The sequence below is a fragment of the Leucobacter luti genome, assembly GCF_050310065.1.
Taxonomy (GTDB): Bacteria; Actinomycetota; Actinomycetes; order Actinomycetales; family Microbacteriaceae; genus Leucobacter; species Leucobacter luti_B.
In genome coordinates this window covers 1734624-1756618 of record NZ_CP190007.1, presented here as the reverse complement: position 1 = coordinate 1756618, position 21995 = coordinate 1734624, and the positions used below count along the sequence as shown (strand labels likewise).

The following is a 21995-nucleotide window of genomic DNA, read 5'->3' as shown; positions in this document are numbered from 1 at the left end:
CCCTCGGTGAGCAAGTTGACACCACCCGAGACCCACAGCCCGCCAACGGCTCCCCCGCGGACCGCTGGCGAAGCCTCATTCTTCGCGCCCGTGCGCGGATCGTTCGCCGGCATCGTGGCGCTCAGCGCGCTCGGTGCGGCGGCAGGCGTGGTCCCGTTCATCGCGATTGTCGAGCTCGCGCGCACGCTGCTTCCGGCGCTCTCCGGCACCCCAGTCGACGGCGGGCGCGTCTGGGCGATCGTCGGGATCGCGGTCGCGGCGCTCCTCGTGAGTTTCGCGGGCTCGTTCTCCTCGGGTGTCGTCAGCCACTTCGCTGACGCAGAGTTGCAGGTCTCGGTGCAGCGCAGGATCGTCGATCACCTACGGAGGCTCCCCCTCGGCTGGTTCGACCAGCGCTCCTCCGGCACCGTGCGCAAGCTCATCGAGAACGATGTCAGCGCACTGCACCACCTGGTCGCGCACGCGATCCACGACATCGTGACGGGCGCGCTCGTGCCCGCCATCAGCCTCGCATACCTCTTCGCAGTGAACTGGCGGCTCGGGCTCGCCGCCCTCGTGCCGCTCGTGCTCACGGCGATCATCTACCCCATCATGATGCGGGATGCGGCGGAGAAGTATCGGCGCTACGACGAAGCAACAGCCTCGCTCGCGGGCGCAACGGTCGAGTTCGTGCACGGCATCGCCGTGGTCAAGCGCTTCGGCCAGCTGGGCCGGAGTCACCGCCGCTATCGAGACGCGACGGGCGATTACTCCCGCTTCGTCGCCGAGTGGACCAGGGAAACCTCGGTCCTCTTCACCCTTGCAGAGATCATCACCTCCCCCATCGTCGCGCTCGTCTGGCTCACGGGCGTCGGCACCTGGCTCGTCGCCCAGGGAATCGCCGGGCCGCTGGACATACTTCCCGGCCTGCTGCTCGGCCTCGGCCTCACGGGTCCGCTCCTGAAGCTCGGCTCCACCGCCCAGTTCATGCGGAACGCGCGGAACGCTCAGCGCTCCCTCGCCGAATTCCTCGCGGTTCCCGCAATGCCCCTGGCCACTGAGCCCGTCGAACCGTCGGGGCATCGCGTGGAGTTCTCCGGCGTCGGATTCGGGTACGAGTCGGATCGCAGGGTGCTGCGCGACATCTCCGCCGCCTGCGCGCCCGGCACCGTCACGGCCCTGGTCGGGGCCTCCGGATCGGGCAAGTCCACCCTCGCGAAGCTCGTGCCGCGCTTCTACGACGTGAGCGCTGGCGAGGTCGAGATCGGCGGCGCCGACGTTCGTGCCCTCAGGCAGTCGGCACTGTACGAGAGCGTCGGGTTTGTGTTCCAGGAGGTGCAGTTGCTGCGCGCGAGCATTCGCGACAACATCAGGCTCGCGCGCCCGGACGCGGACGACGCCGCGGTCGAAAGCGCGGCTCGATCCGCTCAGATCCATGACCGCATTCTCGAGTTCCCCCGCGGCTACGACGCGGTCATCGGCTCCGACGCGAACCTCTCGGGTGGAGAGGCCCAGCGGGTGACGATCGCACGCGCGCTGCTCTCGGACGCGCCGATTCTGGTGCTCGACGAGGCGACCGCCTTCGCAGACCCGGACTCTGAGGCCGCGATCCAGCGCGCCCTCGGCGCGCTCGCCCGCGGCAGGAGCGTGCTCGTCGTCGCTCACAGGCTCCACACCATCACGGGAGCGGATCAGATCCTCGTCCTTGGCGACGGCGAGATCATGGAGCGCGGCACACACGACGAGCTGCTCCTGCGGGGTGGCCACTACGCAGGAATGTGGGCGGACTACGAGCGCAATCATGCGCGCTCGCTTCCCACCGAAGCACGGCAGTCGGTTGTGCAGCAGTCCGTGGCGCACTCGGAGGTGCAGCAGTGATCCGGCAGCTTTTCCGCCTCATCTCGCCCACCGCCAGGCGGCTGCTCGTGCTCGAGCTCGCGCTCGTTACGGCCTCCGCGATCCTGCAGGGCATCGTCTTCCTCATGCTCGTTCCCCTGCTCAGGGCCCTCTTCGACGGCGACATGGCGCTCGTCACGAGGTGGCTCGGGGTCTCGGCGGCGACGGGCGTCCTCTACGTCGTCGCACACTGGTGCGGGAGTCAGGTCGGCATGCGGGCAAGCACCGAGCTCATCGAGTCGCTGCTTGCCCGGCTGGGCGCCATCCTCGTCAAGATGCCCATCTCCTGGTTCGACCGGGATCGCAGCGGCATGGTCGCGGGGATCGCCTCGCAGGGCATCATGTTTGTGTCGAACGCGCCCTACAACAACGTTCGCCCCGTCATCACCGGCTTCGCCACGCCGCTCGTCGTGCTGATCGGCATGTTCTTCTTCGACTGGCGCCTCGCGCTCGCGATGGTCGCCGTCGTCCCCCTCATCGTCCTCAGCTACCGTGCGATCGGCAGCAGGGTGTCGCGGGGGGATGCGGAGCACTCCGAGGCCGTCTCCGCGGCATCCGCGCGCGTCATCGAGTTCTCCCGGGCGCAGCCCGCACTCCGCACCGCGGCGAACGATTCCATCGCGGATCGCCTGGTCGCCGAGGCGCTCAGCGAGCAGCACCGCGCCTACCGCGGGCTGCTCGCGAGCGGCGGGCTCGGGCTCGGGGTGTTCACCGGAGTGGTGCAGCTCTCGCTCACCGTGATCCTGGTCGTAGGTGCCACGCTCGCGCTCGGCGGATCGATCGACCCGGCGACGCTCATCGCCCTCCTCGTGCTCGGGGCGCGGTTCAACGAGCCGATCGCCGCGGCGGGCGATACCGGCGGCGGAGTCGCAGTCGCGCGCACCACGCTCAACCAGCTCGAATCCCTCGCCGACGTCCCCGGACTTCCTGAGCCTGCGCGCCCGCGCGACCCCGCGGGCTGGGACATCGAGTTCCGGGACGTCACCTTCGGGTACGGCGGCTCCCCCGTCGTCGAATCGCTCACCTTCGAGGCCCGGGAGAACTCGATGACGGCGATCATCGGCCCCTCCGGATCGGGCAAGACGACGATCACGAAGCTCATGGCGCGCTTCCACGACCCCGAGTCCGGCCAGGTGCGCATCGGGGGCGTGCCGCTCACCGAGCTCGGCTCGGCCGCGGTCGAGGCCGCCGTCGCCCCCGTGTTCCAAGACGTGTACCTGTTCAACGATTCCGTGATCAACAACGTGTGGGTCGGCAACCCGGATCTCCCCCGCGAGCAGGTCATCGCGGCGGCCGAGCGCGCCGGCGTCGCGGAGATCGTCGAGCGCCTGCCGGGCGGCTGGGACGCTCAGGTTGGCGAGGCCGGATCGCGACTCTCGGGCGGCGAGCGGCAGCGCGTCTCCATCGCGCGTGCCCTCTTGAAGGACGCGCCCATCGTGCTCCTGGACGAGGCCACCTCGGCACTCGACATCGGCAACGAGATGGCCATCGGAGCCACGATCGAGGCGATTCGCCCCGGCCGCACGCTCGTGGTCGTGGCCCATCGCCTGCAAACGATCAAGACCGCCGACCGCATCATCATGCTCGACTCGCGCGGCAGGATCCGGGAGCAGGGCAGCCACGACGAGCTCATCGCCGCCAATGGCGCGTATGCCCGCTACTGGGGCGAGCGTGTCGACGCGGCCGGCTGGCAACTCGCCGCGCCCGAGTAACCCGCTGAACCGCAAGAGATCCCGCTCCACCACACCACCATCAGATTGGACTCCCCTATGAGTGACCCCACACGCACCGCGGCCCCCACCGCCGATGGCCGATCGGCGTCGGCGCCGGCGCTGGCACCCGCACGGGCCTTCTCCATGAAATTCAGCGCCCGCGACCTCATGAACATCGGCATCTTCGTCGCCCTGTACATCGTGATCGTGTACGCCATCGGAATGCTCGGGATCATCGGACCCGTCGCCATGCTCGTCTCGCTGCCCGTCTCAGCGGCCATCGGGGGCATCCCCTTCATGCTCTTCACGACTAGGATCAGGCACGCGGGGATGCTCACCGTCTTCGGGCTCGTCTTCTCGCTGCTGTTCATGCTCACGGGGCACCCCTGGGAGAGCGTCGCGTTGACCGTGACGCTCGCGGTCGTGGGCGAGGTCATCCTTGCCGCCGGCAAGTACCGCTCCAAGTGGGCGGCGATCCTGAGCTACACCGTCTTCTCGCTCTGGTACTTCGGCCCGTTCATCCCAATGTTCCGCAACCGCGAGGAGTACCTGAATGCGCCGGGCATGGCCGCGATGGGGCCCGACTACATCGCCCAGTTCGACCAGATCGTCTCGACGCCTGCGGTGCTCGGCATGACCGCGGCCGCCCTCGTGTGCGGATTCCTCGGCGCGCTCCTCGGCACCTCTCTCCTCCGCAAGCACTTCCGCAAGGCCGGTCTTGCCTGAGCGTCCGCCGCTGCTCGACCCTCGGTCCAAGATCCTCGTCGTTGCGCTGTCGAGCTTCGCGGTCATGGGCCCGCAAGGGCTCCGCTTCGTGCCGCTCGTGCTCGCCCTCGGCGTCGGCTTCGCGCTGCTCGAGCGAGCGTGGACTCGCGGGGCCATGATCGTTGCGGTGGCGGGGGCCTTCCTCTTCTGCGGCTGGGAGCTGCCGGTGCTGTGGCCGAACGGATTCACCGCGGTGCTGTCGATCGGCAGTGTGTACGGGATCCGGTTCCTTGCCGCGATCGGCGTGGGAATGCACCTCGTCAGCACGACCTCGCCGACGGCCCTGGGCGCCGCGCTGCGAGCCTGGCGGGTACCGCGCCCCGTCGCGGTGCCGTTCGCGGTGCTCCTCAGGTTCTTCCCCGTGGTGCGCGCTGAGTCGGCCGCGGTGCTCGACGCCATGCGGCTGCGCGGCCTCGCGGGCGCGCGCGGGATGTTCAGGCATCCGGTGCTCGCGGTCGAGCGTTTCACCGTGCCGATGATCGCGGCGAGCCTGCGCGCGAGCGAGGATCTCGCCGCCTCGGCGATCGTGCGCGGCATGGGCTCGGCGCGACGCCCGACCTCGGTCCTCGCGCCCCACTTCACCGCACGGGACCTGGTGTTCTGGATCTGCATCGCCGCCGCAGCGGCAACGACGCTGATGATCGGAGGCACGCGATGATCCGGCTGGAGCGGGTCAGCTGGACGTATCCGCACGCGGAGGCACCCAGCCTCGTCGACCTCGACCTCGCAATCCAGCCAGGAGAGTGCGTGGTGCTCTGCGGGGCGAGCGGCTCTGGCAAGTCGACCGTGCTCCGGGCGATCAACGGCCTGATCCCGCACTTCCACGAGGAGGGCGTCCTGAGCGGGGAGGTCACGGTCGACGGCCGCGACACACGCGCGTCAACACTCGACGAGCTCGGGATCGGCATCGGAACCGTGCTGCAGCACCCGCGCCGCCAGTTCTTCACCGACAGCGCCGCGACCGAGGTCGCGTTCGCGATGGAGAACTTCGGCTTCGAGCCCGCGGAGATCCGCGCGCGCCGCGACGAGCTCCTCACGGAGCTCTCGGAGACCGTACCCATCGGGCAGCGACTGCGAGACCTCTCGGGCGGCCAGCAGCAGCAGGTGGCGATCGCCGCCGCGACCGCGCATGGGCCGGCGATCCTGCTCCTCGACGAGCCGAGCTCGAACCTGTCCCGCGACGCCGTCGAGCGCCTGGCCGAACGGCTGCGCGCGCTCAAGGAGACCGGCACCACGATCGTCGTCGCCGAGCACAGGCTCCGGTACCTCGACGGAGTTGCCGACCGCTTCGTCGTGATGAGCCAGGGCCGGATCGCCGCCGAGTGGTCCGCCGAGGAGCTTCGCGCGCTCCCCGACGATGTGCTCGCCGAGGAGGGCCTGCGCGGCGCGCCCCGCGACTCGACGCTGCCGCTCGCGAGCGCGGCGGGCCGCCTCGTCGCGGACACGCTCGCGCCGGTCGGCGGCACGAGCGCGGGCCTCCAACTCAAGGGTGTGCGGTGCACGCTCGGCGGGCGCAGAGTCGTCGAGGTCGAACGCGCCTGGCTCCCGGCAGGCACGGTGACGGCGTTCCGCGGAGTGAACGGGGCGGGCAAGTCGACGCTCGCCCGGATCGTGGTCGGGCTGCAGCGGGCGTCCGGCACGGTGAAGCTCGACGGGGTCGCGCTCAGCCGGTCCCGGCGGCAGCGGACGAGCGCGATCGTCATGCAGGACGTCCAGCGCCAGCTCTTCACCGAGAGCGTGAGCGAGGAGGTCAAGCTCGCGGCGCCCAGAGGCCTCGCAGCCGACGCTCACGCAGGGCTCCTTGGCGCGCTCGACCTGGAGGAGCTCAGCGAGCGGCACCCGCTGTCCCTCTCGGGAGGGCAGCAGCAGCGGCTCGTCGTCGCCACGGCACGCCTCTCGGAACGGCGCATCGTCGTCTTCGACGAACCGAGCTCGGGCGTCGACCGCAGGCACCTCGACTCCATCGCCGAGCAGATCCGCGCGGTCACCTGCGACGGCGCGGTCGTGATCCTGATCAGCCACGACGAGGATCTCCTCCTGCTCGCGGCGGACCAGGAACTCACGCTGCTCCCGCCCGAGCCCGATCGTGTCGCGGGCGCCCCACGCGAGGAGCTAACAGCCTCCTCGCCGCGGGCGCGGCCCCGGCTGAGGTTGCGGCGATGACCTAGACCAGATCCTGAATCGAGTGGGCCGTAAGGCCCCATTCAGGCCCGTGAATGGGGCCTTACGGCCCACTCGACGCGCGCGCGGAGGTGAGCGCGGCGCGCGCGGCGCGGCGCGGCGCGCGGCTAGCTTCGCGGCGCCGGGCCGAGGATGCCGCTCAGCACCCGGTCCACGTCGGCGCGCGCGGGCTCGTCGAGGCCCCGGATCGGGAGCGGCAGCGAGCCGAGCTGCGCGAGCCCGAGCGACTCCGCGATCGCGGCCGTCACGCGCAGGCTCCCGTGCTGGGCGAAAAGCTCCCAGAGCGGTGCGAGCTCTGCCGAGCGCGCGAGCGCTGCCGCCGGATCACCCGAGCGCGCGGGATCCGAGATGCCGAGCGCCAGCTCGGGCAGGGTGCCCCCGATCACCGAATACCAGGCGTCGCAGCCCGCGGCGAGACCGCGAGCGGCGAAGGCGTCGCCCGAGACGCCGACCGTGACGCGATCCGGCACCGCAGCGCGGATCTCGGCGACCCGCTCGCGCGCCGCGCCCGCCTCGGCCGGGACACCCGGGATCTTGATCGACGCGACGCTCGGGATCTCGGCGATGCGGGCGTACAGCTCGAGGTCGAATTCGAAGTGCGTGGTCCCCGGGTTGTCGTAGACGACGATCGGCAGCTCGCTCGCCGCCGCGAGATCCGCGTAGAGCCCGAACACGTCGTCCCCGGTGAGCCGCTGATAGCTCATGGGCGCGAGGAGCAGGCCAGCCGCGCCGGCGGCCTCGACGTCACGCGCGTGCCTCATCGCGTCCGAGGTGCGCAGCGCGGAGACACCGACGAGCACCGGCACGGAGCCGGCGCCCGCGACCGCGAGCTCGGCCACCCGCGCGCGCTCGTCACGGCTCAAATACGCGGCGCAGCCGGTCGAGCCGAGTGCCGTAATCGAGTCGACGCCGGCCGCCGCGAGCCGGGTCACGATCCGGGTGAACGCCGCCTGGTCGACGGTGTCATCGACGAGCGGGGTCAGCGGAAACGCACTCAACCCCGAGAACGCCGCGCGGACCGCTCCCGGGCTCACGAGGCGTCCCCGAGACCGCCCCGCCCACGCAGCCAGGCGAGCACCTCCTCGGCGTGCTCGTTCGGCGGGAACACGGGGTAGAACACCTGCTCGATTCGGCCGTCCGTCACGACGAGCGTGCACCTCGCATACAGGCGCTCGTGCCCGGGCGCCGAGAAAGTCGGGAGCCGCATGGCGTCGGCGAGGGCGAGCGACTCGTCCGAGAGCATCGCGAAGGGCAGATCGAGCCGCTCGGCGAGCTCGCCCTGGTACTCGGGATCCTGACTCGACACGCCGTACACGTCGGCGGCCCCGGCCTCGATGAGCTCAGCGAAATGATCGCGGAACGAGCACGCCTCGGTCGCGCAGCCGCGCGCGCCGGGGATCGCGTCCCAGCCCTCGGGCAGATCCTCCCCCGGGCGCCCCGACAGCGGGTAGAAGTACAGGATCGTGCGCCCCTCGCCGAGCTCCGAGAGGTTCACGAGCGCGCCCTCCGTCGAGGGCAGCAGGATCGGGGGCATTGCTTTTCTGATCAGGTGGTCCGTGGCGCCGTCGTCGGCCGGAACTGGCAAGCCCTCCGGGAGGGTCGTGTAGTCGCTCACCGTCGTACCTCCTGGTCACAGCTGGGATCCCGCGCCGGGCAGCCCCGGCGCGCGCATGATCTCAGCGTAATCCCCGACTCAGGAATCCGCCCCATCGCGCCCCGCGGCGACCCGCACCCCGGAGGACTCGACGACCACGACGAGCAGCAGCATCACGACCGCCGCCGCGATGAGCGGCATCGGCACGAGGGCGCAGGCCGCGATCCCGAGCGCGCCAATCGGGAGGATCACGGTGCGCACCCCGCTGAGGCAGTGGCGCAGGATCAGGATCCACACCCCGAACACGTACACGGCGACGGGCACCGTCAGAGTCGCGGCCGCGGCGACGGGGCCGAGCCGCGTCTCCCCCGTCTCGAGCCCCAGGATCACCGCGATCCCCGCCGAGAACGCCCCGGCGGAGGCGAAGATCGCGTAGTGCCCGTAGCCGAACGGGAGCGCCCTGCGGAGGGACGAGAGGTGCTGCGCGATGTCGCCGGAGAAGTAGAGCCACCACATGCAGGCCGCCATCACGAAGCCTCCGATCCCGATCTCGATGATCCCGGCGACGTGGACGTGGTCCTCGAGCGCGCTCGAGAGGGTCGAGGTCGCGGCGAGCACCGACTCGCCGAGCACGATTAGGGTGAAGAGCCCGTAGCGCTCGGCGATGTGGCCCGGATGCCACGGCGTCATGCGTTTGCGCTCCGCGATCACCGGGACGAGCAGCTCCGCACAGGCAAGCAGCACGAAAAGCCCGGGCGAGGGCCCGCCTGGCGCGAGCGGAAAGCAAAGCCAGAGCACCTGCACCGTGGCGATCCCGACCGCGTACCGGATCGCGGTCCCCCGCAGCTCCGGCGCGCTGCGCGAGGCGCGCACCCACTGCGCGACCATCGCGAGCCGCATGATGACGTAGCCCCAGATCATGATCCAGTAGTCGGCGCGCGCCATCGCCGGCGTCGCGCCCACGGCGAGCACGATCACCCCGCCCATCTGCACGAGCACGAGCGCCCGATAGGGCCAGTCGTCCGTGTCGAAGGCGCTTGCGAACCAGGTGAAGTTCATCCACGCCCACCAGATGCCGAAGAAGGTCAGCAAGTAGGCGGTGACCCCCTGGCCGACGTGGCCCTCGATCTCGAACAGGTGCAGCTGCCCGGAGGCGAGCGACACCGCGACGACGAAGCTCAGGTCGAAGAAGAGCTCGAGCGGGCTCGACGCGCGGAACAGCTCGAGCGGATCCCGCGGGCGCATGCGGCGGATCCCGAATCGCGCTTGAGCCGCCTCGGACTCGGATTGTTTGGTCATGCGGAACCCCTCCCACCGGACGAGCTGATCGTAGCGGATCCCGCGGCGATCCGGCTTTGCCGCGCCACAGCACTCTGCTAGGGTGCAGGCGGACGGTCTCTCCGACCGACTGGCCTGCGCGTGCGCCGCGACAGACCCAGAACCCGAACGAGCGAGGTGATCCCGTGCAGAGCGACAGTTGCTCTCCCCAGCCGGGCCCCGCTCGCGCCGCAGCCTAGTCACCGACTAGCGCCGCCAGCTCCCGCCTCGCCCGGCTCCCTCCTGCGGGCCATCGCGCCAGAAGCGCGGTGATCGGCCGAGCCCTCGCCAGCTGCGAGGCCGTTCCGCCGCCCGCTCTCCGCGCCGGCCGACCCCGCCGTGCGCCCATGCCGCCCGGCCCTGCGCCAGGCGCCCTCTCCGGCGAAGGAGCAGACATGACCACACAGCCCATCATCACCATCGAGGACCGCTTCGACGAGCTCGACGACCAGCTCGCCGCGAACGACCTCCCCGGCATCACCGAAACGCTCGCGACGCTCGACGCGAACGACCTCGTGCTCGTCATCGAGCGGCTGGGGCACAAGCAGCGCGCCGTCGTCACGCGGCTCCTGCCGAAGGACCGCGCGATCGACGTCTTCGAGGCGCTCGACCCCTCGCTCCAGAGCGACCTCCTGCACGACATGCAGGACACCGAGGTCGCCCGCCTCTTCGAGGAGCTGGATCCCGACGACCGCCTGTGGCTCCTCGACGAGGTGCCGGCCGCGCTCGCGACCCGCCTGCTGCGGGGGCTCTCCGAGGAGGAGCGCGCGCTCACCGCCGCCCTGCTCGGCTACCCGCAGGGCAGCGTGGGGCGTCGCATGACACCCGAGTACGTCTCGACGCGCGCGACGCTCACGGTCGCCGAGTCGCTCGAGCGGGTGCGCGCGAGGCTCGACGATGCCGAGACCGTGTACACGATCCCCGTGCTCGACGATTCACGCCGCGTCATCGGCGTCGTGAGCCTGCGGGAGCTCCTCGGGGCGGATCCCGCCGCGCCGGTCTCCACGCTCGCGAGCCCGGCCCAGACCGCGACCGCCCAGGAGGAGGCGGAGGTCGTCGCTCGCCGCTGCGCCGACCTCACGCTCCTCGCGATGCCGATCGTGGATCGGGAGGGCCGACTCGTCGGCATGTTCACGATCGACGACGCGGTCCGGATCCTGGAGCACGAGGAGAGCGAGGACGCGGCACGCCAGGGCGGATCCGAGCCACTGCGCCGCCCCTACCTGTCGACGCCGGTCCTGAAGATCGTGCGGTCACGCGTCGTGTGGCTGCTCGTGCTCGCGGTCGGCGCGACGCTCACCGTGCAGGTGCTCTCGGTCTTCGAGTCGACGATCGACAAGGTGACCGTGCTCGCGCTCTTCGTGCCGCTCCTCATCGGCACGGGCGGCAACACCGGCAATCAGGCCGCGACGACCGTGACGCGCGCGCTCGCCCTCGGCGACGTGCGGCCCCGCGACATCCTGAAGGTGCTCTCGCGCGAGCTTCGCACGGGCGCGCTGCTCGGGCTCCTCCTCGGCGGGCTCGGCTTCACCATCGCGAGCTTCACGTACTCCGTGCAGATCGGGCTCGTGATCGGGCTCACGCTGCTCGCCGTGTGTACGGTCGCCGCCGCCGTCGGCGGGTGCATGCCGCTCCTCGCGCGCGCCGTCAAGGTGGACCCCGCGGTCTTCTCGAACCCGTTCATCTCGACGTTCGTCGACGCGACCGGGCTCGTGATCTACTTCGTGATCGCACGCACGATCCTGGGGCTGTAGCGCGGCCTTCTCCGCTTCGCGGATCTGGCAGAATCGATCCGTGCACCAGGCCGCTCGCGTTCCCGACTTCCGCCCTCTCTGTGCGGGGGCCTGGGCGTGAGCGCCGCCGCCTGGGGCGGGCTGCTCATCGCGTGGCTCGCCGCGATCGCGCTCCCGGGCCCCGACGTATTTCTCCTGCTCAGGCTCGGGATCCGGGAGCGCCGTGCGGCGGTGCTCGCCGCGCTCGGGATCATGACAGGCAATGCGGTCTGGATCCTGGTCTCCGTGCTCGGCCTGAGCGCGCTCTTCGCGGCGCTCCCGTTCCTGCTGCCGTTCATGCAGGTCGCGGGCGCTTTCGTGCTCGGCTACCTCGGTGTGCAGAGCATCCGGGGCGGGATCGCGGGGCTGCGATCCCGAGCCGAGCAGAGCACCGCCGGCAGCGTGCGGCGCCCCTGGCTCCTCGGGCTCACGACAAACCTCGCGAACCCGAAGGCGCTCATCTTCTTCACGGCGCTGCTCTCGCAGTTTCTCCCGGTCGGCGCGGGTTGGGAGGTGCGCGCCGCGATCATCGCCGTGATGATCGCGACGGGGGTCGCCTGGTTCGTGGCGGTGGCGCTCGCGTCGTCGGCCGCGGCGTTCCGGCGCTGGTTCGGGGGCGCGGCGCCCTGGTTCGACATCGTCGCGGGCGCGCTCTTCGTGCTCGTCGCCCTGGCGATCCTCGCGGAGGTCGCCGTCGCGCTGGCTGCCGCGCCCTAGGCCCTGCCGCGCCCGCCCCCGCCTGGCCCCGGGTTGACCCGCCACGCCACGGGTTGAGTTGACCCAAACTCTCCCCTGGAACGCAGAATGCGTCACTTTGGGTCAACTCAAGGGTGGGAGGGGCGCGCTGGGTCGCCGCAGGGCACTCGCCCCGAGTTGAGTTGACGCAAAGTGTCTGCTGGAGCGCAGAAAGCGTCACTTTGGGTCAACTCAAGCTCCCGGGCTCGGGCCCGGGCCCGGGTCCGGGAGGGAGCGGGCGGGGCGGCAGCCGCGGGCTACCAGCCCTCGGTGAGGGTGCGGTCGAGGGCCGCCACCACGAAGTCGGCGCTTTCCGCCGTGAGGCAGAGCGGCGGCTTCACTTTCAGCACGTTAGAGCGCTCGGATGTCGTGAGCACGACCACCCCGAGCTCCCGCATCCGCTCGCAGATCGCGGCGGCCTCCGCGGTCGCGGGCTCCATGGTGTCCCGGTCCCGCACGAGTTCGACCCCGAGGTACAGGCCCTCGCCGTGGACCGGCCCGACGAGCGCGTGCTTCGACGCGAGCGCCCGGAAGCCGTCTGCGAGGCGGGCGCCCACGGCGCGCGCGTTCTCCTGCAGGCCCTCGGCCTCCATGGCGTCGAGGACCGCGATCCCGACCCGGCAGCTCAGCGGATTGCCGCCTGCCGAGGAGAAGAACTGGCCCTGCGTCGCGAGCGCGTCGGCGATGCGCTTCGACGTGATCACGCCTCCGATCGGGAATCCGTTGCCCATCGGCTTCGCGATCGTGATGAGGTCGGGCGAGACGCCGGACTGCTCGAAGCCCCAGAAGCTCGAGCCCATGCGCCCGAAGCCGACCTGCACCTCGTCGGCGATGCAGAGCCCGCCGGCGGCCCGCACACGTGCGTAGACGTCGGCGAGGTATCCCTCGGGCAGCACGACGCCGCCGGCGTTGCCGAGCACGGACTCGCAGATGAACGCCGCAACGTCGCGGCCCGCAGCGGCGAGCGAGGCGAGGTCGGCCCCGAGGTCGGCGGCGTACCGCCCCCCGGTGTCGTCGCCGCGGTACGTGCCGCGGAAGCGGTTCGGCACGTCGGCGACGTGCACCCAGTCGGGCCGCGTGGCGATCGCGTACGGGTTGTCGTAGGCGCTCGTCGTCACGGCGTCTGAGGCCATCGTCCAGCCGTGGTAGGCCTCCCGCAGCGACACGACGGTCTTCCGACCCGTCGCGGCCTGCGCCAGGCGCAGCGCGAGATCCACCGCCTCGGAACCGCTGTTCACGAGCAACACCGTGTCGAGCTCGCTGCCCTCGGGAAGCAGCGCGAGCAGCCGCTCGCTGTACTCCGCGAGCTCGCGATACAGGAAGCGAGAGTTCGTGTTCAGGATCCGGATCTGGCGGTTCACCGCATCCGCGACGCCCGGGTGGCCGTGGCCGAGCCCCGTGACGTTGTTCACCATGTCGACGTAGGAGCGCCCGGTCGTGTCGACGAGGTGGTGGCGCCACCCGCGCTCCACCTGCATGGGCCGCTCGTAGTAGCGCTCCTGCGCGCTCGCGAAGATCTGCTCGCGCCGCAGCTGTTCGTTCGCGGCCTCGTCGCGCTCGGCGCGGCTCTCGATGCCGAGGATCGCGGCGGGGTCGCTCGTGAAGCGCGACCAGGCCGCCACCCGCTCGGGCGCGACGAGCTGAGCGCGGCCGGGCTCGGGCACGTCGACCGCGAGGATCGGCGGCGCCGCGCCGTCGATCGCGTCGGCGCGGCAGAGCGTGAGGGCGATGGAGCGGGGCGCCGCGTCGCCGGCGCCCACCGCGGGCAGGGCGCCGGTGCCCACCGCGGGCAGGGCGTCGGCGCCCACCGCGGGCAGGGCGCCGGTGCCAGCGCCGGATCCGGATCCCGCACCCACCGCGCCGAGCGACCCGATGCCGGCTCCGGCCGCAAGCTCAGCCCCCTCGGCGACCGACGGCGAGAATCCGTCGATCGACAGGAACCAGCCGTCGCGCAGGTCGAGCAGGATGCCGCGCTCGCTCGCCGCGACGACCTCGCCGCCGAGCGGCGCGGTGAGCGCGAGCTCGTCGCCCGCCGGCAGCCAGACCTCCGTGCCGATCGGCCACGTCTCGGCGGCATCGCCCGCGTCGACCGCGGTGCGGGTGAGTCGGTACACTCCGTACGGCATCACCGCTGCATCGGCGCCACCACCGAGCGCCGCGGCGACGAGCCGTTCCTCGGCGTCGGCCGCGAGCCAGGCGCCCGAGTCGAGCTCCTCGGACTCGACGCCGGGGTCCAGGATCGTCACGGTGCCGGTGAGACCGGGGATCAACGAGCGAAGAGGCGCCGCGGACGAAGCAGCGGCGGGAACCGCCTGCAGCGCGAGCCCCGTGCCGGAGGCCGCGCCGACGAAGCCGAGGCGCGCCAGCACTTGCTCGGTCGCCTCGACGAGCGGCAGCGCGGTCGCGGCGTCGAAGATCGCCTGCTCCCCCGCGACTCGCTCCCTCGCGTAGTCGTTGTCGCCGTCGATCGCGAGCTGGTACCAGCCGCTCGCGACGAGCACGGCAGCGCGCAGCACGATGAGCGGCCACAGCGCCCGCGCCTCGGCCGCGGAGAGGGGCGCGGCTGCGTGGAATGCGCCGATCGTATCAAGCAAGCGGAGCGGCCGCTCCGGCTCGTGGTGCAGCATCGAGGATGCGGTCACCGCGAGCTCAGCGACGCGCCAGCCTGTGGCGAGATCGCCGAGGTCGAGCACGGTCACGGGGTGCACGCGGGCGTCGGATCCGAGGGCGCCCATCACGTTGTCGTCGGTGAGGTCGCCGTGGATCGCCTGCCGTGGGAGCGCGCCGGAGACGAGCAGCAGCGCCGCCTGCGCCTCGTCGGCCGCCGCGAGCACGCGCTCGCGCAGCTCCTCGTCGGCGATCGAGCCGGCGAGCTTCACGGTCTCCGCGTGCGCGACGTCCATGAGCCACATGTGGTCGCGCTCGAGCCCCTCGTGGGCGAGCTCCGAGAGCGCGTTCACTGAGGCGGCGGCAAGCGCGCCGAACTCCTGAAGCACGACGGGCGCGAAGTAGCCGAGGTCGACCATGGGCTCCCCCGCCGCGAACTCGCTGCGGCGCACCGCGAAGCCGCCCCAGCGCTGCGTCAGCTCCCCGTCGGGCCCGGGGATGACTGCGGCGACGGGGACGCCCGCGGCGCGGTACGCCTCGATCGCGGCGTGCTGCGCCGCGCGCTCGCGATCCTCGAACACGGGGTGGTCGATCCGGAGCACGCTGCGCGCGCCGCCCGGCTCCTCGAGCAGGAAGTTACGGTCCTGGTTGCTGCCGAGCTCGGTCGCGCTGGCCTCGATCCCGTAGCACTCGCGCGCGATCCGGACCGCGTCGGCCTCCGTGACGGCGGGACGCACGAGCCCGCCCTGCTGCTGCTCAATCATGGCGCTGTGCCCTCTCTCCCCTTCGAGTGTCCGCCCGCGCGGGCGGCCCGAGTCAGATGCTGATGCCGTCCGCGGTGATCCCGCCCTGGATCACCTCGGCCAGCGCGCTGAACGCGCGCGTCCGGTGCGAGAGCGCGTCCTTCTCGGCCGCGCTGAGCTCGGCCGCCGAACGGGTCTCGCCCTCCGGCCTGAAGATCGGGTCGTAGCCGAAGCCGCCCTCGCCCGCTGGCGCGCGCAGGATCGAGCCGGGCCAGACTCCGAGCCGGTGCGTCTCGGCGCCGCTCGGCAGCGCGAGCGCCGCGGCGCAGACGAAGCCGGCCGCGCGGTGCTCGTCAGCGATGTCGCTGAGCTGCCAGAGCAGGAGCTCGACGTTGCCCGTATCGCTGCGGGACGGCCCGCCCCAGCGCGCCGAGAAGATGCCGGGGCAGCCGCCGAGCACGTCGACGACGATGCCCGAGTCGTCCGCGATCGCGGGGAGGCCCGCGTGCGCGGCCGCGGCGCGCGCCTTGATCAGGGCGTTCTCCTCGAAGCTGAGCCCGTTCTCGACGGGCTCTGGCCCGTCGTAGCCGACGAGCTCGATCCCGGGCGCGAGCGGCGCGATGATGCGGCCCAGCTCCTCGAGCTTGTGCGCGTTGTGCGAGGCGAGGACGACCTGGACGCCCACGGTCACAGCTCCTCGGCGAGCACGGCGCGCTGGAGCTCCGCGAGCTCCGCCGCGCTGCCGAGCGCGAGGTCGAGGAGCGTGTCGAGCTCCGCGCGGTTGAAGGGCACGCCCTCCGCGGTGCCCTGCACCTCGACGAAGTCTCCGGATCCGGTCACGACGACGTTCATGTCGGTGCCGGCCTTCGAGTCCTCGACGTAGGCGAGGTCGCTCATCGGGACGCCCCCGACGATGCCGACCGACACTGCTGCGACGCTGTCCGTGAGCGGCGTCGCGCGCCTCGAAATGTGGCCCTGGGCGCGCGCCCAGCTGATCGCGTCCGCGAGCGCCACGTAGGCGCCCGTGATGGAGGCGGTGCGGGTGCCGCCGTCGGCCTGGAGCACGTCGCAGTCGAGCACGATCGTGTTCTCGCCGAGCGCCTTCGTGTCGATGACGGCGCGCAGGCTGCGGCCGATCAGGCGCGAGATCTCGTGCGTGCGGCCGCCGATCTTGCCCTTCACCGACTCGCGCTGCATGCGGTCGTTCGTCGAGCGCGGCAGCATCGAGTACTCGGCGGTGACCCAGCCCGTGCCCTTGCCGGTGAGCCAGCGCGGGACGCCGGGCGTGAAGGACGCGGTGCAGAGCACGCGGGTGCGGCCGAACGAGATGAGGGCGCTGCCCTCGGCCTGCTCGCTCCAGCCCCGCTCAATCGTGACGGTGCGCATCTGCGCGGGCGTGCGGCCGTCGACTCGGGTGTTCTCGGTCATGGTCTGTGTCCCTCTCTTCGGAACTGCCGGTCGGATGTGTGCGGTGCCCGGTCGCCCCGGCGCCTGGTTTCTCGGGCGCCGGATCGCACGGGCGCCTGGTCTCTAGGGCGCGCGGAAGGCGCCTGGCGGGATCGCGATCGTGCCCGTCTGCACGCGGTCGACGGCGTCGATGCCGATCCCGAGCATTCGCTTTGCGAGCGCCTTGAACTCAGCGGTGTCGGGCCCCGTCGCCTCGTAGCGCAGCACCGGGTCACCCGAGTCCGCCGGGCGGAGCATGCCGCGCGCGGTGAGCACCTCGTAGACGGCGTTCGCCGTCTCGATGTCGCTCGAGACGAGCGCGACGTCTGGCCCCACCACCTGGCGCAGCGCGCCGCGCAGGAACGGATAATGCGTGCAGCCGAGCACGAGCGTGTCAATGCCGGCCGCGACGAGCGGCGCGAGGTACCCCTCCGCCACGTCGATGACGACGGGCCCCGAGGTCTCGCCGGCCTCGACGAGCTCGACGAAGCGAGGGCACGCGGCCGAGGTCAGCTCGATGTCGCTGCGCATCGAGAAGAGATCGTCGTAGGCGCGCGACTGGATCGTGCCCTGGGTGCCGATGAGGCCGACGCGGCCGTTGCGCGTGATCGACATGGCGCTCCGCACGGTCGGGCCGATGACCTCGATCACGGGCACGTCATAGCGCTCGCGGGCGTCGCGCAGCACCGCGGCCGAGGCAGTGTTGCAGGCGATCACGAGCATCTTGACGCCCTGCGCGACGAGATCGTCGAGGATCTCGAGCGCGAAGCGCCGCACCTCGGCGATGGGCCGCGGCCCATACGGGGTGCGTGCCGTATCGCCGACGTAGATCATGGACTCACCCGGCAGCTGGTCCCGGATCGCCCTCGCGACCGTCAACCCGCCGACGCCCGAGTCGAATACGCCGATCGGCGCCTCGGGCGAGACTTCACGCGTACTCACCGCTCCAGCTTATCTGAGCGTATCCAGGACTTGCGGTGGAGCTCGGTGAGCCCGTGGGCTTCGATGCCGTCGTAGTGGGCGCGCGAACCATAGCCCTTGTTCGACGCCCACGCGTACTCGGGGTGGGCGTCGTGGGCCTCGCGCATGAGGGCGTCGCGCTCGACCTTCGCCCGCACCGAGGCGGCGGCGACGCTCGCGCAGCCGCGGTCGGCTCCCACCCTGGTGCGCACGTCGAGGGGCTTCCGGAGCGCCGCAGAGAGCCAGTCGTGCGAGCCGTCCAGAATGATCGCGGCGGCATCGACGGGGATGCCAGCGCGATGCAGCTCGAGCAGCGCGCGGCGGCCCGCAGCGCCGAGGCAGGCGCCGATCCCGAGCTCGTCGATCTCCTCGGCGCTCGCGAAGCCGACGGCGCCGGATCCCCACCCGGCGACGAGCGGGGCGAGCGCCTCGCGCCGCTTCTCGCTCAGCAGCTTCGAGTCGCGCAGCCCCTCGGGGAACGCGCCGATGCCGAGCGGGATCGCGTGCGCGCCCACGGCGACGGGCCCGGCGATCGCGCCGCGCCCCACCTCGTCGATGCCGATCACGAAGCGAGATCCCGCGGCGAAGAGCGCCGCCTCGACCTCGAGCGTCGGATCCTTCGACGGATCGCTCGCCCGGGCCACGTTACTCGCTCGTCGCCTTGGCCTGCTCGACGCCCGTGAAGGTCGATTCCGGCCGGTCGAGCCAGGTGAGGCGGTCGAGCGGCCAGTTACGCACGAACGCGCGGCCGACGATCTCGTCCTCAGGGACGAAGCCCTTGCCAGGCTGCTCCTGGTTGTACCGGGAATCCTTGCTCTGGTAGCGGTTGTCGCCCATGACCCAGACGGAGCCCTCGGGCACCGTCACGTCGAAGTCGATCCCGGAGGCGCGGGTCTCGCCCTCCTGGATCACGATGTAGGGCTCGTCGAGCGGCACGCCGTTCACGGTCACGCGCCCCTCGGCGTCGCAGCATGCGACGCGGTCGCCGCCGACGCCGATTACGCGCTTGACCACGTACTCGTGGCTCGTGTCAGCGGCGAGGCCGACCGACTGCAGGAAGGACTCGAACGAGGTCGGCGGGTTCGTGGAGGTCGGCAGCAGCCAGCCGCCCGGATCCTTGAACACGACGATGTCGCCGCGCTTCACGCTCACGACCTTGGGGACGAGCTGGTTCACGAGGATCCGGTCGTCGACCTTGAGCGTCTGCTCCATCGACTGCGAGGGGATGTAGAAGCTCCGCACGAGGAACGTCTTGAGGAGGAACGAGACCAGGAAGGCGACGACCACGATGATGACGAGATCGCGCAGGAATCCGAGGATCCCGGATCGCGCCCCGCGACGCGGCGCGTCGCTCGCTGCTTCTCTCATTCCAGTTCCTGTCCGTTCGGTCCCGGTGGGACCGGGAGCAGGGAAGACACCTCAGGCTCCCATACCCTTGCGGGAGGGAGCCTGAGAGCGTCTGGGCGAGTCGCCCGAAAAAGGCTGAGGTTAGACCTCGCGCTTCTCCTTGATCTTGGCCTTCTTGCCGGTGAGGCCGCGCAGGTAGTAGAGCTTCGCACGGCGGACGTCACCGCGGGAGACGACCTCGATCTTGTCGATCGCGGGCGAGTGCAGCGGGAACTTACGCTCGACGCCGACCTGGAAGCTGATCTTGCGGACCGTGAAGGTCTCGCGGACGCCCTCGCCGTGGCGGGCGATCACGATGCCCTGGAACACCTGGACACGCGAGCGGTTGCCCTCGACGATGTTGACGTGCACCTTGACGGTGTCGCCGGCACGGAACTCGGGAATGTCGCTCTTCAGCGACGCGGCATCGACGTGGTCGAGCTTCTGCATCTTGATCTCTCTCTGCGCCCGCCGCAAGTCGGTTCGCGGAATATCGAAAAGTACTGAGGTTGGGCTCACGGTTCGTGCGGACCCTCGCGGCAGTGCCGCACCGTGGCACAAGGATCAATTATGCCACATCCGAGGGCCAGGCCGCGCCACTCGCGGCGCACGCGCGTGTCCCGGGTGCCGAAGGCCCCGGATCAGGTCTGGCAGCCGGGGCACCAGTAGAGCTTGCGCGCCCCGAACTCCTCGAGCTGGATGTCGGCGCCGCACCGCTTGCACGGGGTGCCCTCGAGCTTGTAGACCCAGTGCCGCTCGTCGCGCTCGACGAGGGCGCGGCGGTAGTCCTCCCCCTCGAGGCCGTCGATCGTGATCATCTGGCCGACCGTGATCCCGATCTCGAGGAGCTCCGCCCAGTCGTCCCAGAGCGCCTCGAGCACCGTGCGGTCGAGGGTATTCGCGGGGGTGTGCGGATCGAGGCCCGCGCGGAAGAGCATCTCGGCGCGGTACACGTTGCCGATCCCGGCGACGACGGACTGATCCATGAGCACGAGGCCGATGGGAGTCCGCTTCTTGTGCGCGCGCTCGACGAAGCGCTCGCGCTCGGCCGGGGTGTTCGCGTTCGCCGGATCAGGGCCGAGCTTCTGGATCACGGCGTCGACCTCGGCCGGGGTGAGCACCTCGCAGGCCGTCGGGCCGCGCAGGTCGGCGCAGACGGCCTCGTTCAGCAGCCTGACCCGGACCTGGCCGACGGGATCCGGCGGGAATGCCCCGCTCACCTCGGTCTCGCGATCCGTCTCCGCCATGCGCACACGGGCGCGCCGCGGCGCGCCGATCGACGTGACCGAGTCCTCGGCGTCGCGGTCGAGCGGGAGCGACCCCCGCGCCTGGCCGGGCCTCGCGCCGCCGGGCCCCGCGTTCTCCCCGGTCTGCCCGAGCTTCGAGTGGCCGGGCGTCACCCCGTGGATCTGTATCGACGGGTCGACCTTCACATCGCCCGCGAAGTCCCAGGCACCGTAGATGCCGAGGTGCACCCTGAGCCAGCGGTCGCCCGCGAACTCGAGAAACATCTGCTTGCCGACCGCGCGCGCGTCCGTCATCTCGCGGCCCGTCAGCTGCTCGGCCCCGAGGGCGAAGCGCCCCTGCGGGCTCGTGACCTCGGGCGCAGTGCCGACGAAGTTCGCGCCGAACTGCCGCGCGATCCGGTGTACGGAGTGACCCTCAGGCATTACAGGGCGTCGACCTGCTTGCCCGCGATGCGGCCCGTGCGCTCGTACTCGCCGAGCTGCCCGATCCGACGCACGTGGCGCTCATCACCGGGGAACGGGGTCGCCACGAACAGGTCGATGAAGCGGATCGCGTCCTCCACGGGGTGCTGGCGCGCGCCGATCGAGATCACGTTGGCGTTGTTGTGCTCGCGGGCGAGCGTCGCGGTCGAGTCGTTCCACACGAGCGCGGCGCGGATACCCTCGACCTTGTTCGCGGCCATCTGCTCGCCGTTGCCCGAACCGCCGAAGACGACGCCGAGCGCCTCGACCCCGTCGCGCTCGTCGCGCGCGACGCCGAGCGCCGCGTTGATGCAGAAAGAGGGGTAGTCGTCGAGCGCGTCGTACTCGGCCGGGCCGTGGTCGATCACCTCGTGCCCCTGGTCGCGCAGGTGCTGCTGCAGCTGCTGGCTGAATTCGAGGCCGGCGTGGTCTGTGGCGACGTGGATGCGCATGGGGGCCAGTCTATCGGTCCCCGCGCGCACCCGAACCGCCGGTCAGGCCCGCGAGAACCGCGGCGTTAGAACCGCGGCGCTAGAACTGCGGCCCGGCGCTGCGGCCGCGCTTCAGTTCGTAGAAGCCCGGCACGCTCGCGGCGGCGTAGATCCCGTCCCACAGACGGAGCGCCTGCTCCCCCGTCGGCGCCGGGGTGACGACCGGGCCGAAGAACGCGACGCCGTCGATCGAGATGATCGGCACACCGACGTCGGGGCCCGCAATGTCGAGCGCGTGCTTCGTGTTCTCGCGCAGCTGGGCGTCGGACTCCTCGGTGTCCGCCGCCTTCGCGAGCTCGGGATCGAGGCCCAGCGCGGCGAGCGCCTCGGCGATGACCTCGTCGACGTCCCTGCGTCCACCCGGGTGCACGCGGGTGCCGAGCTCCGTGTAGAGCTTGCCGACGATCCCCTCGCCAGCGGCCTTGCGCGCGGCCTCCACGACGCGGCCCATGCGGTGACCCTGGCTGTGCAGGCCCGCGTGGGCGTTGTCGTCGTTGTCCTCGTTGATGATCGCGAGGCTGATCGGGTGCCAGGCGATCTCGAAGCCGCGGGCCTCGGAGACCTCGGTGGCCCAGCGGCTCGTCATCCAGCACCAGGGGCAGCTGGGGTCGAACCAGAACTCAACGGACGGGGTCGCAGCAGTGGGGCTCGCATCGCTCATGCGGTCAGCCTAACTCAGGCCGTCGGGCATAGGCTGGTCTG

Annotated in this window: 20 protein-coding genes; 7 read left to right on the top strand and 13 right to left on the bottom strand. The window is 71.2% G+C overall.

Going from position 1 to position 21995, the window contains the following annotated elements:
* Positions 1-90 precede the first annotated feature (90 nt).
* The 5 genes from ACOPJ3_RS08065 to ACOPJ3_RS08045 all read left to right on the top strand — a co-directional run bounded on the left by ACOPJ3_RS08065 (position 91) and on the right by ACOPJ3_RS08045 (position 6515).
* Complete coding sequence (locus tag ACOPJ3_RS08065) at positions 91-1857, top strand: ABC transporter ATP-binding protein (RefSeq protein WP_427868680.1); 1767 nt, start codon at positions 91-93, stop codon at positions 1855-1857.
* Positions 1854-3587 carry an ABC transporter ATP-binding protein gene (locus ACOPJ3_RS08060; RefSeq protein ID WP_427868679.1) on the top strand — a complete coding sequence of 578 codons (1734 nt, stop codon included), beginning with the start codon at positions 1854-1856 and terminating at the stop codon, positions 3585-3587. Before ACOPJ3_RS08065 ends, ACOPJ3_RS08060 begins: the two co-directional genes overlap by 4 nt.
* Before the next feature lie 144 nt (positions 3588-3731).
* Positions 3732-4313, top strand: a complete 582-nt coding sequence (locus ACOPJ3_RS08055) for an MptD family putative ECF transporter S component (RefSeq protein WP_427868678.1) — start codon at positions 3732-3734, stop codon at positions 4311-4313.
* Positions 4306-5010, top strand: a complete 705-nt coding sequence (locus ACOPJ3_RS08050) for an energy-coupling factor transporter transmembrane component T (RefSeq protein WP_427868677.1) — start codon at positions 4306-4308, stop codon at positions 5008-5010. The genes ACOPJ3_RS08055 and ACOPJ3_RS08050 overlap by 8 nt, the downstream gene beginning before the upstream one ends.
* Positions 5007-6515, top strand: a complete 1509-nt coding sequence (locus tag ACOPJ3_RS08045; RefSeq protein WP_427868676.1) for an ABC transporter ATP-binding protein — start codon at positions 5007-5009, stop codon at positions 6513-6515. Before ACOPJ3_RS08050 ends, ACOPJ3_RS08045 begins: the two co-directional genes overlap by 4 nt.
* A 125-nt stretch (positions 6516-6640) precedes the next feature.
* On the opposite strand, the gene ACOPJ3_RS08040 is transcribed toward ACOPJ3_RS08045, so the two are convergent.
* The 3 genes from ACOPJ3_RS08040 to ACOPJ3_RS08030 form a co-directional block, all read right to left on the bottom strand.
* On the bottom strand, positions 6641-7567 hold the full coding sequence (locus tag ACOPJ3_RS08040; RefSeq protein ID WP_427868675.1) for a dihydrodipicolinate synthase family protein: 927 nt from the start codon (positions 7565-7567) through the stop codon (positions 6641-6643).
* The gene (locus ACOPJ3_RS08035) at positions 7564-8148 is read right to left on the bottom strand and encodes a peroxiredoxin (RefSeq protein ID WP_427868674.1); all 585 of its coding nucleotides are present in this window, start codon (positions 8146-8148) and stop codon (positions 7564-7566) included. Before ACOPJ3_RS08035 ends, ACOPJ3_RS08040 begins: the two co-directional genes overlap by 4 nt.
* A gap of 78 nt (positions 8149-8226) precedes the next feature.
* The gene (locus tag ACOPJ3_RS08030) at positions 8227-9426 is read right to left on the bottom strand and encodes a low temperature requirement protein A (protein ID WP_427868673.1); all 1200 of its coding nucleotides are present in this window, start codon (positions 9424-9426) and stop codon (positions 8227-8229) included.
* 413 nt (positions 9427-9839) lie between these two features.
* Between ACOPJ3_RS08030 and mgtE the strand changes: the two genes are divergently transcribed.
* Both mgtE and ACOPJ3_RS08020 read left to right on the top strand, forming a co-directional pair.
* Positions 9840-11198, top strand: coding sequence for a magnesium transporter (mgtE, locus tag ACOPJ3_RS08025; RefSeq protein ID WP_427868672.1), 1359 nt, complete (start codon positions 9840-9842; stop codon positions 11196-11198).
* A gap of 96 nt (positions 11199-11294) precedes the next feature.
* Positions 11295-11933, top strand: a complete 639-nt coding sequence (locus tag ACOPJ3_RS08020; protein WP_427868671.1) for a LysE family translocator — start codon at positions 11295-11297, stop codon at positions 11931-11933.
* A gap of 275 nt (positions 11934-12208) precedes the next feature.
* On the opposite strand, the gene ACOPJ3_RS08015 is transcribed toward ACOPJ3_RS08020, so the two are convergent.
* The 10 genes from ACOPJ3_RS08015 to ACOPJ3_RS07970 all read right to left on the bottom strand — a co-directional run bounded on the left by ACOPJ3_RS08015 (position 12209) and on the right by ACOPJ3_RS07970 (position 21954).
* Complete coding sequence (locus tag ACOPJ3_RS08015; RefSeq protein ID WP_427868670.1) at positions 12209-15322, bottom strand: aminotransferase class III-fold pyridoxal phosphate-dependent enzyme; 3114 nt, start codon at positions 15320-15322, stop codon at positions 12209-12211.
* Positions 15323-15374: 52 nt separating this feature from the next.
* Positions 15375-15992 (bottom strand): RdgB/HAM1 family non-canonical purine NTP pyrophosphatase, encoded by a 618-nt coding sequence (rdgB, locus tag ACOPJ3_RS08010; RefSeq protein WP_427868669.1) that lies wholly within the window; start codon positions 15990-15992, stop codon positions 15375-15377.
* Positions 15989-16729: a ribonuclease PH gene (gene rph / locus ACOPJ3_RS08005; RefSeq protein WP_427868668.1), complete on the bottom strand. Its 741-nt coding sequence runs from the start codon at positions 16727-16729 to the stop codon at positions 15989-15991. The genes rdgB and rph overlap by 4 nt, the downstream gene beginning before the upstream one ends.
* Positions 16730-16831: 102 nt before the next feature.
* Positions 16832-17689 (bottom strand): glutamate racemase, encoded by an 858-nt coding sequence (gene murI / locus ACOPJ3_RS08000; protein ID WP_427868667.1) that lies wholly within the window; start codon positions 17687-17689, stop codon positions 16832-16834.
* Positions 17686-18351 (bottom strand): ribonuclease HII, encoded by a 666-nt coding sequence (locus ACOPJ3_RS07995; protein ID WP_427868666.1) that lies wholly within the window; start codon positions 18349-18351, stop codon positions 17686-17688. Before ACOPJ3_RS07995 ends, murI begins: the two co-directional genes overlap by 4 nt.
* A 1-nt stretch (position 18352) precedes the next feature.
* A complete protein-coding gene (gene lepB, locus ACOPJ3_RS07990) occupies positions 18353-19075 on the bottom strand; it encodes a signal peptidase I (RefSeq protein WP_427868665.1) in 723 nt (240 codons plus the stop codon).
* Between the two features lie 120 nt (positions 19076-19195).
* A complete protein-coding gene (gene rplS / locus ACOPJ3_RS07985; protein ID WP_427868664.1) occupies positions 19196-19543 on the bottom strand; it encodes a 50S ribosomal protein L19 in 348 nt (115 codons plus the stop codon).
* 191 nt (positions 19544-19734) lie between these two features.
* Complete coding sequence (locus tag ACOPJ3_RS07980; protein WP_427868663.1) at positions 19735-20763, bottom strand: Fpg/Nei family DNA glycosylase; 1029 nt, start codon at positions 20761-20763, stop codon at positions 19735-19737.
* Positions 20763-21254 (bottom strand): ribose-5-phosphate isomerase, encoded by a 492-nt coding sequence (locus ACOPJ3_RS07975; RefSeq protein ID WP_427868662.1) that lies wholly within the window; start codon positions 21252-21254, stop codon positions 20763-20765. The genes ACOPJ3_RS07980 and ACOPJ3_RS07975 overlap by 1 nt, the downstream gene beginning before the upstream one ends.
* A 79-nt stretch (positions 21255-21333) precedes the next feature.
* Entirely contained in the window at positions 21334-21954 is a 621-nt protein-coding gene (locus ACOPJ3_RS07970; protein ID WP_427868661.1) for a DsbA family protein, read from the bottom strand.
* Between the last annotated feature and the right edge of the window lie 41 nt (positions 21955-21995).